The following is a 19,659-nucleotide window of genomic DNA, read 5'->3' on the forward strand; positions in this document are numbered from 1 at the left end:
TCCTTTTTAATTTCAATTAAAAAAGCGACTGGAGAATTTCTTTTTCAATCGCTGATACTTTTGCTATTTAGTTTTTATTTAAGTGGGACTTCTGATCCTTATCATCTTGCCTCCTGATTTTGAATAAAAAAACAGCAAATCTTTTTAAGACTTACTGCATTCTTGTAATAACCGTTTCTCTATTTAATTTTGCTTTTCCTTTTCGCTTCATATAGCTTTCTATGTCAAACAAATTCTTCTTGTCATAATCCTCAAGGAGCTTATAATTCTTGTGCTTTGTAATATCGAATTTATCCGACAAAAACGGTCTGACACCTCGAAGCTGAAAGATACATTTACCACCATCCATAACCGTTATCTCGTCCTGACTCATCAGTTCCTTACCGGTCTTTTGATAATTTAATCCAAAACTCTTTTGATTGCTTCTTGTTTCCGAAGTGTTGTAAAGATCAATAGTTTCTTTACCAAGTGTTTCCGAAAGCTCTTTTAATGTTGTCTTCTCCTTTCCGCCTAAGAATAGGGTACTATCACAGTTACCGACAATCGTATCGGCGTTATCCTTGTAGATTGCCTTTAGCTGAGATTGTGCCTGTAATATAATACTTGCCGAAATCTCTCTACTTCTGATGGTTGCAATTAACTTCTCAAACTTAGGTATTAAACCAATGTTTGCAAATTCATCAAGCAAGCATCTCACATGGACAGGTAATCGTCCGCCATATACATCATCTGCCTTATCACATAAGAGATTAAAAAGTTGTGAGTACATAATGGAAACTACAAAGTTAAAAGTATCGTCTGTATCAGAGATGATAACAAATAAGGCTGTCTTTCTATCCCCCAGTGTATCAAGCTCCAGTTCATCTTCACTCATCAAGTCCCTAAGTTCCCTAATATCAAAGGGAGCAAGCCTTGCACCACAAGAGATAAGAATAGATTTTGCCGTTTTTCCGGCAGCCAATTTGTACTTTTTATATTGCTTCACTGCAAAATGTGTAGGTTCTTTCTTCTCCAGTGCTTCAAAGAGCCTATCTATCGGATTCATGTATGTTTCATCATCTTCTCTGACCTCAGAAGCGTCTATCATATCAAGGAGTGTTGCAAAGTTCTTTTCCTCTCTTGGTGCTTCGTAGAAGATATATCCGATAAGGGCTGTATAGTAGAGCTTTTCGGCTTTGACCCAAAAATCTTCACCTGCTTTTTCTCCCTCGCCCTTGGTGTTTTCAATGATGGTTTGCACTAATTTTAGTATGTCTTTTTCACTTCTGAGATAAGCAAAGGGATTATATTTCATAGACTTTTTGAAGTTAATGGTATTTAGGATTTTTATCTCATATCCGTTATCTTCAAGCATCTTACCGCACTCAAGGACTATCGTTCCTTTAGGATCGGTTACACAATATGACGAGTGCATCTGCATAAGATTCGGTTTTACATAAAATCTCGTTTTTCCACTTCCTGATCCACCGATTACAAGCACATTTTTGTTACGAGCATATTTAGGATTAGCCGGTCTGCCATTCATGGTTAATCGTTCTGTTTGCGTAAGTAGGATATTGTTTTGAAACTTTTCATCCACATATGGCTCTATATCTTTTTTCGTTCCCCATCTTGCTGAGCCATACTCTTTCCCCTGTCTAAACTTTTTAGCATTTTTCCCTTTGGTATATACGATAATTTTGATTAAAACAGCTACTACCACGCCCATTATAATATCCGTAGGATGAAGGCTTGGAAGAAAGCTCATCGTATTAATCTCTAATATCCCTTGAAAAATTTTGTCAATAATATCGCCACCTATATAGGCTCTTACATGATGTGAAAAGATATTACCTATATAGAAAAATGCAAGATAGGGAATGTTCTGCTTTAGAAACTTTACCTTATCTTGCACCTTAAATAAGCCTTTGATGTCCTTTAATAATTTATCTATCATAGGCTCTGCTCCTTTTGTTTATTCTTGATTTTATCTTTGGAAACAGAGTTTTTAGCCATCTCCTTGAACTTCTCAATATTCCTATGAATGGACTCCTTCCTTTCCGTTTTCTTTTCTGATTCTGAAAGGGCATGCTTAAATGCTTTGTCCATAACCTTCATATCTTTAGCTTGAAAGAACACTGAGTATTTCCCACTTTCCTTATCTTTCATCACTGAAAACTTTACCCCATACCGATTAAGTTCTTTTTTCAGTTCCTTAAGTTCTGCTTCTTCAACTGGAATTTCTTCAAGCTGCCCCTTTTTAACCATATCTTTTAGCTTTACTTCATTTCCGTTAGTATTAACCAGCTTTTCAAGTCCTCCAAGTTTTTCTGCTTCTTTCATCAATTTCTTTAACAAGTTCAGAATTAGCTTTCCTGTTACTTTAGCAGCTCTAACTTCCATATTCAGTGTTTTTCTTGCTATTTCTTCATTGATCAACTTCTCTCACCTCCATTCAGCAGTCTGTCCTTATTCCGATTCAGTTTGTCCTTTTGAATAACCTTTCTAAAATCTTCTCCTACAACCATAACAGGAATACACATCCCTATGATTCTTGAGTAGATTCTTTGATACTCTACGCTATCCTTACAATTTTGGATTGTGTCGTATGAAAGGTTAGTGGTAAAGATAGTCGGTTTCTGTTTTAAATACCTGTTATTCACGATGTTATATACTTGCTCTTTGGCATAGCTTGTATCTCTTTCTATTCCTAAGTCATCCAAGATAAGAACGGAAGTATTTACAAGGGATTCAATATATGCGTTCTTGTCAAAATCAAATCCTCCCTTTTGCAGTTCATTGATAATCTGTGAAAAATTTCTTATTTTAACACCTATTCGATACTGTTCAATAAGGCTATTTGCAATGGAGCAGGCAAGATAGGTCTTTCCGCTACCTACTGAGCCATAAAAAAGGAGTCCGATATTTTCTTTTTTCATTTCCTCATAGTCTTTTACAAAGTTCTTTGCAATGATAAGGCTTTGGTTTTCTTCTCCCTGATAATTTTCAAATGTGTATGACCACTGAATAATCGAGTTAAAGCAGCTACTCTTTAATCGTTCAATCTCCATCTGCTTTTGTCTTTCTTTTTCTCTTGCCTCTCTATCTCTATCGCATTTGCAAGAAATCTTAAATATCATCTTGTTATCAAAGAACTCCATCACTTTTCCGTCTTTTCTTTCATGGCAAACTTTACAAAATGCGTGTCCGTCCTTGATATATTCTTTTTCAGGATCGTAAGAATACTCTACATCTTCTATCATTACTTTTTCTAATTCTTTCATCATAGGTGTTCTCCTTTATCATATTCTTCCCATGTCGGGATATTTGATGTTTTCACTTCTTTACTTCTTCCCTGATCTTTATAAAACCAAGAAAGTATTGTCGCTTTATGGTCTTTATAGGTCTTTCCGGTGCTTTTGATATATGCTGATAGTCTTTCAATGTAATTATCAAGCTGTGAGTTCATTATGATTTGTAAATCGGATATATCTTCAGCAGCTAAAAATACATTTTGAAATGTTCCAAGTCCGTTTACACCAAAACTATATTCTCTCTTACTATACTTACTCTTATTATTCTCTATATAGTTACGGTCAACATTTTGAACTTCAGGAAGTTCATTTTCTTTACTTCTGAGGTTAAGTTTTTTGACTTCTGTAAGTCATTTTCTTTAACCTGAAATACGCTCATAAAATCTTTGACATAAATGATGTTTGGCTTACCAAGTCCAAGCCTTACTCTTTCAATCAGTCCGATTCCTTTTTTCATGTCGAGCTCATCCAATGTTTTTATGGCTGTCGGCTTTGAGATATTTCTTCTTCTCATAATTTCTTCGACTGTGAAATAGATAAATACTCTGCCTTCCTTGTCTATCCAGTTATTCTTAAATGACATTCCTGTTCGTTTTAAAAACATGGAATAAAGGATAATTGCTTCAGCAGACAGTCCTTTAAATTCTTCTCCATCAACTAATACTTCCGGTACTTTCAGGAAATTAAATCTTTCTGCTTCCCTGTTATAGAAATAGTCAAAGTCCACCTCTTCACCCCCTCCCTTAAAAATTTGCAAAGAAAAAGACGATAGTTTTTCTCTATCGCCTTTGGTAACCATTTTTATGAAATTTTTTAGATTGATTCTATCGCTTCATTTATTCCTTTAAGAAATGCTATAACGGTTGCTCCAATCATCGGTATTCCGTATGGGCTTAACAAGAACCCCAATATTAACGCTTCAATGCCAAGTGATATATCTTTTTGCATAAATGAGCCTATTGCAGCAACTATACACATCAGCATCAAGAAATATAGAATAGCTGTTCCTATGCCAAGCAAGAATGTCAGAAATGCAGTAAGGATACTAATCAGCAAGCCGATTGGGAACAAGATTATTTTTATTATCCATCTCATTTACTTTCACCTTCTTTTAGAACAGAAGGATTTATATAATAGCTTGAAATATTTTTTGCTTTCATAAAAAGCCTCCTTTTTCAATATTTTATTACTTTTTTATGATTTTTAAAATAGGGATACAGTGCCAAAAGCTCCTATTTATCAAGCTTTTTTCTCTGTATCCCTATTATATCTCAAGCCCATTACTCTCAAACTAATTTTAGTAATATACTCTTACATCAATTCATATATCATCATTCTTTTCAAAATCTTTTTCCATACTATTTTACATTCCTTACAATTTTTAGTCTATACTATAAAAATTCAAAAATACTTTGTCCTAATATCTATGTTAATTACACTCTTGTATAAAATATTAAATATATAGTTTTAAAATCTCACAATTTTTTATACTAAAAATCTTTAAATATCTTCGAGATTTATTGTTGCCATCTGCTCATTAGGAAAAATGCCAAAGAGCTGTGGCACATATCGAGCAATAACTTTAATAAGATATCTCGAAATAAACTTCGTCAGAATCATACCTATTGGAAAAATCAATATTTTTGGAATAGCAAAAGGGATAAGTCCAAGAATCGGTAAAATCACCTGTTGTAAAAGAGGCATATGAATTACTAAAATTCCCATAGTAACACGGTTAATTCCCTCTTCGTTTTGCTCACTTATTACCGGTTCATTCTTTTCCCAATTACGGCTAATAAGAGATGAAATACTAAGTACAAGCAAACAGCCTGAAAAAGAGTTTACAAAAAACCAAATTATATTTCCATAATCTCCACTTCTTAGCAATACCATTTCAAGACTTTCTGCTCTTAACACACTTCCTGCAATAAATACAGTGACCGAAAATATAAATATTAAAACTGTACTCAGCAGATTCTTTGCTACTTTTTCAATCAGTGGCTTTATAGAATATCCTACCAACATGAAACCTGCGGCAGTAAAAGCTATATTGATACACCAAGGATAAGAAAGATTCCCAATCTTTGGAAGAAAGATACCCGCTATAAATAAAAGCACAGTAAATAACGGCAAAGTAAATCTCTTTATAGAAGCAAAACTCAAAGTAAAAACAATAACCCTCTCTGATATAATTCTAGCCATAAACATACAAGGAAAAAACCATAATATAGGAAGTGTACCAGCTCTAATTAAAGATTCATACGAACCATATAGTAACCAAATTAAGTTTTTATACGAAAAATTTGAATAAATCAATGACCATAAAAAGTAAGGAAAAACAAAGGAAAGAGCCATTCTACGCAGAAAATCGCACCATCCTTTTTTCCCTTCCTCCTTATGTGTAATAAGTTCGAGCCCACACAGCAGAAAGAAAATTGGCATATGAAAGGTAAAAATCACTCTACGAAAAAGTAAAGTTTCTCCCATTCTAGCCGTAGCTGTTGCAAGGATAATAACTAATATGGTTATGGTATTTGCAGTTTTAAGGAAGGTAACTGCATCTCTTTTTTTCTTTCTAAGCACTGTTCTTTTCACCTTATGGTTCTATTATATTAAAAGAAGTCGTTGGTGGTGCCATATATTTTAACAGACGTAATAGTACAGTTTTATCACCTGCCACAACAATCTGATCTATAACTTCTTTTTTACCAAATATAAGAGATAAGAACTGAAGACGGTTCAAACTAATTGAACAGTCCACGTTACTTTTTGATTCGCCCTTATAAACAAGAAGAATACCATCTCTTCTTATAGTAAAGAATTCTTCATTCGTATCAGTAATCTTAAGGTTAAGAGTAAATTCATCATTCTGTGCCAATATAGAATCTGTCATAATATCTATATATGAGAGCATCATTTCTGTTGTCATCCCCATCATCATTGTTTCGAGACCTTTTGCAGTTCCCTCATTGTCTGACTGATTTCCTTCAAGAAGCTCCCACGCTCCCATAAGGTATGCACAACGCCATGGACCGCACTCAGCTTGATAGCCAAGCTGTTCAAGTGCCATTGCACAAAGATTTCTTGCTTCTTGAAAATTTGGTTTAGCAAACACAATTTCCTTTGTAAGCTGAGCTACCCATTGGTACTCTCCTCGTGCAAAATCCTCTTTCGCTTTACTCAAAACTTTTTCTAAATCACCAAGATATGAAATCCATTTTTTTGCAGTATCTTCAGGGGTAAGCAGATTAAGATTGACTGGATTAGCATCATACCAACCCATATAACGTTGATAAACAGCTTTTATATTATGGCTTAGAGTACCATAATATTGACGACAATACCAGACTTTATTGAGCCTATCCGGAAGTTTTAAACTCCTTGAAATTTCAACAGGTGTCATCCCTTGATTAATACAATACAATGTTTGATTATTTATATATTGATAAACCGCAGCTGTATCTTGCATATATTCCTTTATAGTTTCTTTTCCCCAGTGTGGCCAGTTATGAGATTGAAAAACTACATCAGTCTCATCGCCAAAAAGATACTCAGCTTCAAGTATATAGTGTGCCCATGCCTCAGCATCACGTACCTGAGCACCTCTAAGAGTATAAATATTATGCATGGTTCCCGTGCAATTTTCAGCCATCCAAAGACCTTTATATTTAGGAAAATATGCATTCATTTCCACTGGAGCTTCTGTTCCCGGTGTCAAATGAAAGTTGATTTCTAAACCGTCTATAATTACAGTATCATTTCCTTTTATCTCTATTGTAGGTGCCAATAAACCGACCGTCCCTACAGATTGACCGAGTCCAATACCTATTGCCATACGATCTTTTTCTCCAGCTTTCATAGGAGAACCATATTGGTATTGAGCCCTTCGTCCCATAGCGGGCCCACAGTAAATATTTTCGCTTACAGCGTGTTTTAAGAAACCCTCAGGTGCCAATATTGGAATCTTACCGGAAGCAAGCTGCTCTTTTAAACTGAGCTTTTCATCTGCCACTTGTTCAGGTTTTATTGCACCCATAATTCCACCATAGTGATCTATGTGAGAATGACTATAAAGAATTGCCTTGATATTAATTTCCCCAAAATGCTTTTCCATAAGTTCCATAGCCGCTTTCATATTTTCTTTGCACATCAAGACGTCAAAAATTATCCAGCCATTATCTGTTTTAATGAAAGTTGCATTTGCCATGTCATAGCCACGCACTTGATATATACCATCACATACTTCAAAAAGTCCCGCATAAGCATTAAGTTGTGTATGTCTCCACAAACTTGGATTTACCGTATCAGGCGCTTCTTTATCCTTGACAAAATCAAAATTCCCAAGATCCCATGCAACTTCCCCATCATCACGCTTAATGACAAGTTTTTCAGGGGATTCAATCAATCCTCTTAATGCACATTCTTTTTCGCGTTCATCTTCAAAGTTAAGTATAGAATACCAAGTTTGATTAGCTTTAGCCGTACTCGATGTCGCACACGAGCAACAAGTCCTACCTGAAGATTTTCTTTTAATTCTCATAATATTTTTCTCCTTTCAATATGTTTTATAATATAGTATCTTATTTAAATTTGCTTGTCGCTTAGTCAATTTTTGTTATTGTAGGAGCTTCCCACGTTCCATCTATCACACTACCATCGGGTCTGTATATTCTAAGATAAAGATGAAATCCACTCTTACCTATAGGCAACCAATTTTCAATATTTTTATCTGGCTCTTCAGTTTGAAGAACCAAATCTAGAGAATTATCCTCATTTAGCTTGAAGTTACTACGATTACTTATAGCATAACGTTCAATTGGATTTGAAATCAAAAAATCGTCATCTCCGTATGCAGTTACTGACCAAAAACCATATTTCCCCACAGGAGGAAGTCCATCAGCTTTGAAATGAAGCAAGTATTTGTTTTTAGCATCAAGCTTTTCACCATCAGCATCTTCCTCTGCTTTAAGGTAAACTGCAGTATCAACAGGGTTAGCACCAAAACCTGCAATTGCAACAAGACAGCGATATTCATATTGTGTACCAAAACGGCTTATTGGTTCTCCATAAAATTTAAAACTACCATTTCTTACCATAAAATTTGTTGTTTTTTTAATCAGCTTTGGAAGAACACAAGCCTTCATTTCTTGCCAGAATCTGTTTAAGTCTACAGGTGAAAGAAAAGAACTGAAATGACGTCCTGCACCTATTCCTAAATCAGCAAACTCATCAAGCAATTTGCAGTCTTCAGAATATGCAGGATTGTCAATTAGAAGTTTATTTACCCTTTCAAAATAAGCATCAGGAGTCAGTTTCATTGCAAGAGCAATTGGAACCCCTTCTTTATCTGGATCACAGGTACCATTGGGCATTTCACCATTATCAAGCCAAACAGATAAAGTTTTTGCTTCCATTTCATTTTGTAATTTATATATGTTCACTGTATCTTCAGTACCATAACAGATTGTCCTTCCAATAAGCCATCCGATAGAAGTAGGAACCTCTATTCTTTTCATGCCATCAGGAATTTCTCCATTAAAATTAGGTCCTGTAAGTATATAAATTCTCTCTTCATCCGTATCTCCACCGGTTCCTAAGATTGCTATGGTATTTGACCACGCATCCATAATCTGAAACATCAGATATCTATCAGTTCGAGGCTTTTTAATTACAAGTGCATCGTCCTTTAATTCAAAAAAAATCTGTGAATACAGCGTATCTACATTTGGTGTAACAACTTGTCTGAACTCCGATGTCGCAAGATCTTTTGCATGAAGAAATTGATTGACGGGAGACTTTGATTTAACAGGCTTTACTGTATTTGTACTTACTTCTTTAGTGATGTCCATCAGAACAAGCGGAAAAGAAAAAATAAATGCCCGCTCTATAAGAGATTTTTCCCTTTTAATTTTCATATCTTTTTCCATTTTAAATTCCTCCTTCAACTCCATTATTTTTTTCGACTGAATTCATGCATAAGCATATTCTTAAGTAAAACAAGCTCATTATCCGACTCGATGTCCTTTTCATAAGCAAGTCCCACTGCGTATCTTGTAATAGCAGCAAGCATAAGATGCATGATAGATAAAAACATTGAATTTTCACTCACTTCCGTGCATAACGTTTTATCATTCTTGCCTTTAACATAAGTTTTATGAAAGCGCATTGCGAGTTGGTCAACCATTTCATTATATGAATTCAAAGCTCTTTTGGAAATTGCTTCATTTCTTATATAAATGTTAAAAAACTGATTGAAACAAAGCAGTTTTTTATGGTTTTTATATAATTCGAGGAATGAATCAAGAAAAAATTCAAGTTCTTCCGCTGCAGTCGTATTGTCCTCATTTCTAATAGGCATATAATCTCTTATGAAATTGCTCCACACATGAGTTCCGACAGCAACAACAAGCTCAGACTTAGTTCGATAATATCTGTATAGAGTTGCAATTCCTATACCAGCTTCATCTGCAACATTTTCCATAGAAACTTTGTCTATACTCATTTTGGAAAACATACTGAAACCCGCATCAAGTATTCTCCTATCGGTTTCTTCTTTTTGCAAAGCATCCTGCTTATGATCAAATCCCATACTTTTCCTCCTTTTCATATTAAAAATAACTTTGTTTTACTGGTGATAGATGTTATATCATTACTGATGATAAATATTATATCATAAGTAAAATAGAATTGCAAGAAGAATTATACTATTTTTTTATCAATATTTTTAAATAATTATTTACATTTTGGCAATATAAAAACAGAGTTAAAATCTAACTCTGTTTTAAAAATTTTTATATAAATTTAAAATCTAAGTTGGCAAATTGTAAATTACTGATGTAGGAACAAAAAAGAAATATGGTGCTGTAAAGATTGCCATATATAGTGCTAATTTTTTCTTGTCTTTTGCTTCTATAAAGAGATTTACTTTGCCGTTATTTACTGTGCTTTTATTTATAGCGGGTATCTTTCTTCCAAAGATTGGGAATCTTTCTTATCCTTGGTGTATCAATATAGCTTTTACTGCCGCAGGTTTCATGTTGGTAGGATATTCTATAAAGCCACTGATTGAAAAAGTAGCAAAGAATCTGCTGAGTACAGTTTTAATATTTATATTTTCGGTCACTGTATTTATTGCAGGAAGTGTGTTAAGAGCAGAAAGTCTTGAAATGGTATTGCTAAGAAGTGGAGATTATGGAAATATAATTTGGTTTTTTGTAAACTCTTTTTCAGGCTGTTTGCTTGTACTTAGTATTTCATCTCTTATTAGCCGTAATTGGGAAAAGAATGAACCGGTAATAAGTGAGCAAAACGAAGAGGGAATTAACCGTGTTACTATGGGAATTTTAGTAATTCATATGCCTCTTTTACAACAGGTGATTTTACCGATTCTTGGACTTATCCCTTTTGCTATTCCAAAAATATTGATTTTTCCAATAGGTATGATTCTGACGAAGTTTATTTCGAGATATCTTATTAAAGTTATTGCTCGATATGTGCCACAGCTCTTTGGCATTTTTCCTAATGAGCAGATGGCAACAATAAATCTCGAAGATATTTAAAGATTTTTAGTATAAAAAATTGTGAGATTTTAAAACTATATATTTAATATTTTATACAAGAGTGTAATTAACATAGATATTAGGACAAAGTATTTTTGAATTTTTATAGTATAGACTAAAAATTGTAAGGAATGTAAAATAGTATGGAAAAAGATTTTGAAAAGAATGATGATATATGAATTGATGTAAGAGTATATTACTAAAATTAGTTTGAGAGTAATGGGCTTGAGATATAATAGGGATACAGAGAAAAAAGCTTGATAAATAGGAGCTTTTGGCACTGTATCCCTATTTTAAAAATCATAAAAAAGTAATAAAATATTGAAAAAGGAGGCTTTTTATGAAAGCAAAAAATATTTCAAGCTATTATATAAATCCTTCTGTTCTAAAAGAAGGTGAAAGTAAATGAGATGGATAATAAATACCCTCCATTTCTATTAAATCATTTTAAAATGCCTTAAAGCATCCATGATAGCTTCCTCTTTTTCCGGTGTGCATTGTGGAATAACTTGTTTCTCTTTTTTTGATTTATTATAATGCTCCCTTAATTCAATACCACATTTCCTTTTAATCTGAGCAATATAGAGTGTCGAAACCTTTAAATTTAATTTTTCTAATATATATTCTTTGATTTGTGCATAAGTAGCCTTGCTTTCAGCACCTGTCAAATCAAGCTCATCCAGCTTAATTTCAACATCTATATGCTTATCGACATCGAGTTTGGACAATAGCGCTACCGTCTCCACATGTGTTGTCCATAGGATAGGAACACAAATTATTAACCTCGTCGCTTGATTGAGGATACAATTTACTGTCAGCTTTCTCATTGACTTCCTTAGCATTTTTTCTTCTGCTCTTAAATAATCTCCCGTCCTGAGAATCTTTTTTCCCGGTCTTGTATATGATAGTAATCATTGCAGGATCAATTTCGCCTTCATCGTTAGTTCCACCAATGATGATTTTATCCACTATACTTTCAAATACAGCTCTATCAAATTCCTCAAGATATTTATTGGATTCAAGTAATTTTTTAAATCCCTCAAGCCTTTTCTTCAATGCTTTTTCATCGGTAAGTGTTACCTCTAAAGTCCTCTTTTCTGCAAGTAGTTTCTCTTTACTAATAGCTATTTCATTATACTTGTCCTGATATATATCCATGCTGATTGACTCATTCAGTCTTAACTCAACAAGATCCTTTTCTTTCTTTAGTATCTTATCAAGTTGATTTGTTATCTTCTTCAGGTCTTTAGCTAAACTGTTGTCTTTCAATTCTTCTTCCACAGTTTTAAGGAATTCATTGGTAATTTCCACATTATTATGGCATACCTGACGATAGCTTTCCATAAATGCTTTTTCTATTGCTTCTTCTTCAATCCCTTTACTATGTGGACAATACTTCTTTCCGTTTTTAGTGGCATTGACACACTGCCATATAACTTTTGTATATTCTGAACTCGAATGCCAATTTCTTCTTGAAAGATTATGACCGCAAAATCCACATTCAAGCATACTGCTAAAAGCATATTTTCTTGAATACTTTTCTCTTTTACCACCATTATTGGCAACAGTATTTCTGTTTTTTGACCTTCTTAATCTAATACCTTGAGCTTTTTCAAAATCTTCTTCTGAAATGATTGGCTCGTGATGGTTTTCTATATAAAACTTATCCTGTTCTCCGAAATTATCCAATCTTCTCTTTGAAATAGGATCAACCGTATAGGTCTTTCCCATCATAAGATCCCCTTTATATTTTTCGTTTTTTATGATTCCTAAAACAGTTGTTTCAGTCCATCTTTTATTTCCTCTTGGCGATAAATATCCTTGTTCTTCCAGTTCTCTGGAAATTACCATACCGCCAACACCTTCAATGTATCTTCTAAAAATATATCTTACAATCTCAGCTTCTTTTTCATTGATAGAAATGCTTTTAGTTTCCGGATCATAGTCATAGCCTAAACACCCTTGAAAGCCGACCATTTCTCCTCTTTCCATCTTCATTCTCAAACCTTTTTTGACATTGGCTGAAATGTTCTCTACTTCCTGTTGAGCAACTGAACTTAAAATTGTTAAAAGCAACTCACCGTCCATTGTTAAGGTGTTTATGTTTTCTTCTTCAAAAAAAACTGCAACATTAAATTCTTTCAGCTTTCTTACATACTTTAAGGTATCTAATGTATTTCTCGCAAATCTTGATATAGACTTTGTAATTATCATATCTATATCGCCATTCATACAGTCATTTATCAACCTTTGAAAGTCAATTCTTCGATCAACCTGTGTTCCTGTTATCGCTTCGTCAGCATATATTCCGGCAAGAGTCCACTCGTTATTCTTCTGTATAAATTCTGTGTAGTGTTCTACCTGAGAATTATAGCTGTTAATCTGATCTTCGGTATCCGTACTAACTCTGCAATAAGCTGCCACTCTCTTTATTGAGCGTTCAACACAGCCTGATGCAGTTCTTTTCAGTGTGGTATCACCTTTAATAACTTTTACTTCTTTCTTCACTGCATCCGCCTCCTTTTTTGTATCTTTCTATGCAGTCTTATTATACCACACTTGCAAAACATTATTAATATAATTCTGTTGAAATGTTGTACTTTTTCATCAGTTTTAACTTTATCTTCCTGTATTCAATATCATTTAGTAAATGTTTGGACAGCAAGATAGATAGCATAGATAATTGGAGGCTATATTTTAGTAATTCGTTATTCATTCTAAACCCTCCTCGTTAAAAATCATTTTTAAGTTTTATGACATTGGTAGGTGCTTGGCAGCAACATAGGAATCTCACCTCCGCCCCTTATTAAGACGAGCCGGCTTAAACTATTGAAGTATCATTATCACTACTTGTATCACCGAACAGATTGCCACCTCTGTTTTTTATGTATTCTTATTTATCGCTCGCTTTCTTATATCCTTGGCTAACCAGTATTCATAAAACCGAAAACTTTCAGCAGAAAGGTCATGGCGTAAGTCATAATTCTCCACAAGTAGATAAAGTCCTACCTTGGTCTATTCAGTTGTCAAAGATCAATATTTGAAAGGGATTGTTTTCTTTACATTTTCCTATTTGCCATAAGCAGGCTATCTCTTATTCAAGAAAGTAAAGGAGGTCAAACTCCCCTTCACTTTACATAAGGAAAATTTGACCCCTTTGGTTACCGAATTTCTAAAGTTCTTCGATGAATTTTTTCAGCTTTTCAAGAATTTTGTTTCTTCTTTTGATTAAAGCCGGATGTGTAATACTTTTGAGCTTTGCCACTGAGCGAACCGTTTCATCATTGAAATACAAGCGTTCAATAATATCTCTTTCTTCAGCATTAAGCCTTGATATAGCATTTCTAACTGCTTCAATCATCATCTGTGTTTCAACAATCTTTTCTACATCAACACTTTCATCAACAATATTATCTACAAAGTGTCCGTCATGATCCAATGATGAAAAAAAGAGCAAGTGGTTTTTTCTGTCCACCTGCTCCAAATACTTTTCGTGTTCTCGTTCTCGCCAGTAGACTTTGTATATCTGCTCGCTGACTTTAACCCTTTGTCCGTTGACATAAAGGTAATATTCTTTTGGCATATATGTTTCCTCCATTCTTTTTTTGTCTGCTTGTTTTCAGGCAAAAAAAGGAGGACTCCTGCATCTTGGCATGAGAAGTCCTCTAAAACGAAAGAAACTTGTTCTTTTATAAACACTATTTAATTTTTCAATATAATTTGTAGATTCATTATCTTCTATAAAGCAAACCGAAAAAAGGGAAGAAAATGTTCTTACTATTTTTTATTATTGAATATAAAGATTTCTTCATAATTTCCTCCCTCATTCTTATATCGAACTAATATTCATATATCCTTATATCTAACTAATATTCATATATCAAACCTTTCTAATAGTTTATTTTCACCTTTGGATAATAAGATACTTAACAATTTATCGCTTCTTCTTTTCCAATTTTTCTAAGTCTGCTAAGCATTAAAAACAAGCCGAGCAAAATCATACTAAAATCTACAATAGGTTCAGCCCACCAAACTGCTAATCCTCCAAATACCTTTGGCAATAGCAATATCGCCGGAATAAATAAAATCAGTTGTCTAAGCATTACAATCATGCTTGCTTTTTTCCCATCTCCAATAGATTGGAAAAATGTAAGAGTCATAATCATAATTCCATACAGGATAAAGGTAGAATAGAACAATTTAAAGTTCATAACTCCAGCTTCAATTATTTCACTTCTCACATTAAACAATGACAATAATTTTTCGGAGAAAAACATGGATGGTATCCAAGAAATAGCAGCAAGTATTGTTGCCCCATACATGAAAATCTTCATAGTATCTTTTACTCTTTGATATTGTTTTGCTCCAAAATTGGCTCCTATAACAGGCTGTAACCCTTGACTCATTCCCCACAATGGAATAAATGAGAACATATAAAGTCTCATTGTTGCAGACATTAGAATTCCCCAATTATCTCCACCATAAGCGAAAGCCTGTTTGAACAAAAATGTTTGTTGTACTGCAAATAAAATTTGCATCATCATAGCCGAACTTCCTATACTAAACATTTCACTGTAGATTGCCTTGCTCTTTTGAATTTTATGGATACCAACAAAAGCACTTTTCTTTGAAAAATAGTGAAATGTTAATATCGCCTGTACAATTTGAGATATTACAGTTGCAATGGCTGCACCTTCAATTGCATACTCTCCCATCAACTTCATAAAAATAGGATCTAAAATAATATTTAATAAAGCACCTACTCCCATAATCATCATAGATTGCTTCAATGCACCTTCACCACGCATTGTCATATTGCCTGCTTGAGCAAAATTCACAAATATTGAACCAAAGAAAACTACTCTTAAATATCTAACTCCCAGTTCTTTAATATTTCCTTTTGCTCCTACCAAATCCAGAAAATTAGGTGCAAATACCAAGCCTAATACTGTGATTACTATAGAGAATAAAATTACCCAATAACAAAAATTTCCAAATATTTTATCCGTTGTTTCTTTATCTCCCTTTCCAATAGCCCTTGACAAAATCGACGCACTACCAACTCCAATAAGTGCTGATATACCACCATTTATTATTGTTAAAGACATCGATATACTAATGGCAGACATAGCATAATCCCCTATAATCCACCCAGCAAATATTCCATCCATAAATGGATAAAGTCCTATAACAACCATTCCTATAATTCCTGGAATAGCTAATTGAAACAATAAATCTTTAGGACTTTTTGTTAAAAGTTGTGTTTTCATATCTTGTTTTCCCATATGACTTCCTCCTATTGTTTTTAATATTTTTCAGCTTATGATAACTGCCACTTGGTTGCTACTTGTCTTGCTTCAACAAAATTTCTGTAAATACCATCTGTTTGAATTAGTTCTTCGTGTGTTCCTTTTTGCATTATCTTTCCATTAGCCAATACAAGAATTTGATTTGCATTTTTTATAGTTTTTAGCCTATGTGCAATCATAATCACAGTTTTATTTCTCGTAAGTTCCTCCATTGCAAGCTGTAATTTATCCTCATTTTCAGGATCAACATTTGCTGTGGCTTCATCAAAAATAATAATTGGGGCATTTTTTATCATAGCTCTTGCTATTGAAATTCTTTGTTTTTCACCACCTGATAAACTTGCACCACCTTCTCCTATAACAGTTTGGTATTGTTCAGGAAGGTTCATAATAAAATCATGACAGCAAGCCTTTTTAGCAGCATCTACTACTTCTTCATGGGTAGCATTAGGCTTAGCAAACTTTATATTATTTTCTATAGTATCTTGGAACAAATACACATTTTGGAAAACCATACTGATTTGTTTCATCAATGACTCTAAGGAATATTCCTTTATATTATGTCCTCCTATACTAATCTTCCCGTTATCTATATCCCAAAACCTTGCAATCAAGTTACAAAATGTGGTTTTTCCAGCTCCTGAAGGTCCGACTATTGCAGTCATTTGGTTTTGTGGTATATCAACAGATATATCATCAAGAATTTTCTTTCCTGAATATGCAAATTCTACATTTTCAAAAGAAATATTAAAATTAGCAGGTTTTATATCTTTTCCTTCAATATCCATTTGTGGAAATTCTTCTAATTTCTTGGTTTGTTCAATAGAGCCACTAACAACCCTAAGGGCAGTTGTCGCACTTCCTGCCAATTTAATTTGTGAAAAAGCAAGAAATGAAATTATGATTGTCATAACTGTATTCAGAAACGAAAGTTCTCCTCTTTGGTAGAAGAAAATACCTGCACCTATGATTAAAATGCTGAACAAATCTAAAAGAATATTTTGAACAATCGTGTAAGGTGTAAACAACTTTTCACAATCAAGATTTGTTTTTCTGGTATTTTCAATAGCACCTCTAACTTTCTCATCACCTTTACCGGTTAAATTAAAGGATTTTATAACAGACATTCCTCCAATCTGTTCTAAAACAGTATCTACTAATTTTGCTGAAGCCATTTGTCGTTTAGGAAGAACCTCTCTTGACTTCTTTTCCATTTTTGACAAAATAACCAAATATAATAGACTTCCGACAGTTACAATAAAACCTATTCTCCATTCAAATATTAAAATCATCAAAGTAAAGATTATAGTATTTATAAATCCCGACAAGGTATTTACCATAACCATCGCAGCCGTATTTTCCACATCTTCTAAAACGGTTGTAGAAATACCAACGACTTCTCCCCCATTGTTTCCATTAAAAAATCCCATAGGAATTTTTTTGAACATTTCCCCTATTGAAATTCTTTTATTTGCAACCATAAAATAGCTTGCATGGCATTGTTGTAACTGTGAATAATAATTTGCAATACTTCTGCCTACTATGCTTACAACAAGAAGTATCAAAGCAATCCACGCAGGTGTCATACTCATATCTTTTTCAGAAACAGCTTTAACTATAAAATAAATTGCACTGATTTGAAGCATGTGAAAAATTGCAAACAAGAAACTTACCCATATAGAATGGTATATATTTTTCTTCTCATCACCTGAGAAATCTAAAATTTTTTTTAAAGCACTTAGCATTTTATTTCACCATCCTTTACTCCAATATGAGCATTCCACATTTTTTTATATAGCTCACAATCTTCCATTAACTCGTTATGTTTACCATGTGAAATAAGCTCTCCATTCTCAACAAAAAAGATTTGTTGAACATCTGTTATTGTTGATAACCTGTGTGCAATAACGATAACAGTTTTATTTTGTATCAATTTTGATAGAGCTTCTTTGATAATCACCTCATTCTCCGGATCAATATATGAAGTTGCTTCATCCAATATCACTATCGGGGATTTTTTAAGCATTGCTCTTGCTATTGAGATTCTTTGTCTTTCTCCTCCGGAAATATGGCTACCACTGCTTCCGACAACTGTGTCATAGCCTTTTTCCATATTCATAATAAAATCATGGCAGCCTGACTTCTTTGCAATATTTTCAACTTCTTTATCACTTGCACTTGGATTTCCCATTCGTATGTTTTCCCTAATGCTTTCATTAAAAAGGAAATTGTCTTGAGAAACAAATGCTACTAAGCTATATAACTGTTTAAGAGGAATCTCTTGGAGATTATATCCACCAATTTTTATGCTTCCTGTATTTATGTCCCAATATCCTGCTATCAGTTTTGCCAAAGTTGACTTTCCACTACCGCTCGGTCCAACAAAAGCTATCGTTGTCCCTTCTTCTATGTTTAACGACACTCCATGAAGAATTTCCTTTCCTTCTTCATATCCAAACTTCACATCTTGCAGAGCAATATCATATTTGTTTATTTTCACATCAACATTGGAATGAATTTGCTCTTTTCCTTCTAAAATTGAATTAATAGAATTTGCAATAGTTCCTATCTTTGCAAGACCATCAACAAAATTCATCGTTTCAAGTAAAGGTCCTGCAATTCCTAACGACAAAATAATAACTACTATAAATGTTTCTATACTCAAACTTCCATTGATGTAAAAATACCAGCCAACCGGAAGGATTGTTATCATTGTAGTAGGCGATATATTTTTTGATAAAGACACAGGAAGTTGACAGCTTCTCATCCATTCATAGAAATACTTTGCATTTGCAATAACCTTATCTTTATATTTTGCATATGACCTTTTATCCTGATTGAAGGTTTTGATCACTTCTATTCCGTTAACATACTCCACAATTGCCGAGTTCATTTCACGACTAACTTTTACAGATCCTTCATACTGAGCAGCGTAGTTTTTCATCACAAGTCCCATGAAAAACATTCCTAAAGGAATAGAAACTAATGACAATAACGCCATTCTCCAGTCAAGAAATAACAAATATATGAATATACTCAAAGAGCCTAATATATTGGATGTCATTTCAGGTAATAAGTGTGCAAGAGGTTTCTCCATACTTTCGACCTGATCGACTATAATTTGCTTTAAATTACCGCTTGGAATATTTATTATTTCTCCCAATGGCATCTTTGGAAGTTTATCAAGCATTCTTAAACGAATATCTTTTAGTACACTAAAAGTCGCTTTATGAGATACTGATAATGCTAAAGAATATAAAATTGATTTCAAAGCATATGATAGCAAGCCTATGCCAAGCCACATAAGATAAACCTTGCTGTCTTCAATTCCATTCACTAAATAAACTAAAATGCGACTTGCCGCAATGTATGGAACAATCCCCGCTAAAACACCAATACTCGCTATAAATACTGATGTCTTTAATTTTGGATGTTCATCATGTGCAAGCTCCCACAATATTGCAGTAGGACTTTTTTCTTTCATTTCAACACCTCCAT

The 19,659-nt window shown here is 33.6% G+C and carries 15 protein-coding genes and 2 pseudogenes; 1 reads left to right on the plus strand and 16 read right to left on the minus strand.

Annotated elements, in window-relative coordinates:
* Positions 1-151: 151 nt before the first annotated feature.
* From SCSC_RS05670 to SCSC_RS05710, 9 genes and pseudogenes are all read right to left on the minus strand, one after another.
* Positions 152-1,936 (minus strand): VirD4-like conjugal transfer protein, CD1115 family, encoded by a 1,785-nt coding sequence (locus SCSC_RS05670; RefSeq protein WP_006270444.1) that lies wholly within the window; start codon positions 1,934-1,936, stop codon positions 152-154.
* Positions 1,933-2,418 (minus strand): PcfB family protein, encoded by a 486-nt coding sequence (locus tag SCSC_RS05675; RefSeq protein ID WP_006270437.1) that lies wholly within the window; start codon positions 2,416-2,418, stop codon positions 1,933-1,935. The genes SCSC_RS05670 and SCSC_RS05675 overlap by 4 nt, the downstream gene beginning before the upstream one ends.
* The gene (locus tag SCSC_RS05680) at positions 2,415-3,266 is read right to left on the minus strand and encodes an ATP-binding protein (protein ID WP_006270434.1); all 852 of its coding nucleotides are present in this window, start codon (positions 3,264-3,266) and stop codon (positions 2,415-2,417) included. The genes SCSC_RS05675 and SCSC_RS05680 overlap by 4 nt, the downstream gene beginning before the upstream one ends.
* A pseudogene (locus SCSC_RS05685) lies at positions 3,263-4,020 on the minus strand (replication initiator protein A). The gene SCSC_RS05680 and the pseudogene SCSC_RS05685 overlap by 4 nt, the downstream one beginning before the upstream one ends.
* A gap of 86 nt (positions 4,021-4,106) precedes the next feature.
* Positions 4,107-4,388 (minus strand): CD1845 family protein, encoded by a 282-nt coding sequence (locus SCSC_RS05690; RefSeq protein ID WP_115342918.1) that lies wholly within the window; start codon positions 4,386-4,388, stop codon positions 4,107-4,109.
* A 405-nt stretch (positions 4,389-4,793) separates the two neighbouring features.
* Entirely contained in the window at positions 4,794-5,876 is a 1,083-nt protein-coding gene (locus SCSC_RS05695; RefSeq protein WP_115342919.1) for an acyltransferase family protein, read from the minus strand.
* Positions 5,877-5,889: 13 nt separating this feature from the next.
* The gene (locus SCSC_RS05700) at positions 5,890-7,833 is read right to left on the minus strand and encodes an alkyl/aryl-sulfatase (protein WP_006270015.1); all 1,944 of its coding nucleotides are present in this window, start codon (positions 7,831-7,833) and stop codon (positions 5,890-5,892) included.
* A gap of 61 nt (positions 7,834-7,894) precedes the next feature.
* A complete protein-coding gene (locus SCSC_RS05705; RefSeq protein WP_006270017.1) occupies positions 7,895-9,220 on the minus strand; it encodes a DUF1254 domain-containing protein in 1,326 nt (441 codons plus the stop codon).
* 23 nt (positions 9,221-9,243) lie between these two features.
* Positions 9,244-9,882: a TetR/AcrR family transcriptional regulator gene (locus SCSC_RS05710; protein WP_006270012.1), complete on the minus strand. Its 639-nt coding sequence runs from the start codon at positions 9,880-9,882 to the stop codon at positions 9,244-9,246.
* A 337-nt stretch (positions 9,883-10,219) separates the two neighbouring features.
* On the opposite strand from SCSC_RS05710, the gene SCSC_RS05715 reads away from it, so the two are divergent.
* A complete protein-coding gene (locus tag SCSC_RS05715) occupies positions 10,220-10,852 on the plus strand; it encodes a hypothetical protein (RefSeq protein WP_006270010.1) in 633 nt (210 codons plus the stop codon).
* A gap of 437 nt (positions 10,853-11,289) precedes the next feature.
* On the opposite strand, the pseudogene SCSC_RS05720 reads toward SCSC_RS05715, so the two are convergent.
* The 7 genes and pseudogenes from SCSC_RS05720 to SCSC_RS05750 form a co-directional block, all read right to left on the minus strand.
* Positions 11,290-11,607 (minus strand): annotated as a pseudogene (locus SCSC_RS05720) (23S rRNA (uracil(1939)-C(5))-methyltransferase RlmD); the annotation flags it as partial.
* Complete coding sequence (locus SCSC_RS05725; protein ID WP_006269674.1) at positions 11,558-13,360, minus strand: recombinase family protein; 1,803 nt, start codon at positions 13,358-13,360, stop codon at positions 11,558-11,560. The gene SCSC_RS05725 and the pseudogene SCSC_RS05720, both read right to left, overlap by 50 nt.
* 64 nt (positions 13,361-13,424) lie before the next feature.
* Positions 13,425-13,568, minus strand: coding sequence for an SHOCT domain-containing protein (locus SCSC_RS05730; protein ID WP_002989497.1), 144 nt, complete (start codon positions 13,566-13,568; stop codon positions 13,425-13,427).
* A 456-nt stretch (positions 13,569-14,024) separates the two neighbouring features.
* Complete coding sequence (locus SCSC_RS05735; protein WP_002989494.1) at positions 14,025-14,435, minus strand: sigma-70 RNA polymerase sigma factor region 4 domain-containing protein; 411 nt, start codon at positions 14,433-14,435, stop codon at positions 14,025-14,027.
* 343 nt (positions 14,436-14,778) lie between these two features.
* Positions 14,779-16,137, minus strand: a complete 1,359-nt coding sequence (locus SCSC_RS05740) for an MATE family efflux transporter (protein WP_002989491.1) — start codon at positions 16,135-16,137, stop codon at positions 14,779-14,781.
* Positions 16,138-16,172: 35 nt separating this feature from the next.
* Complete coding sequence (locus SCSC_RS05745) at positions 16,173-17,906, minus strand: ABC transporter ATP-binding protein (RefSeq protein WP_006269672.1); 1,734 nt, start codon at positions 17,904-17,906, stop codon at positions 16,173-16,175.
* On the minus strand, positions 17,900-19,645 hold the full coding sequence (locus SCSC_RS05750; RefSeq protein ID WP_002989485.1) for an ABC transporter ATP-binding protein: 1,746 nt from the start codon (positions 19,643-19,645) through the stop codon (positions 17,900-17,902). The genes SCSC_RS05745 and SCSC_RS05750 overlap by 7 nt, the downstream gene beginning before the upstream one ends.
* Positions 19,646-19,659: the final 14 nt, after the last annotated feature.

This window comes from Streptococcus constellatus subsp. constellatus (assembly GCF_023167545.1).
GTDB classification, from domain to species: Bacteria; Bacillota; Bacilli; order Lactobacillales; family Streptococcaceae; genus Streptococcus; species Streptococcus constellatus.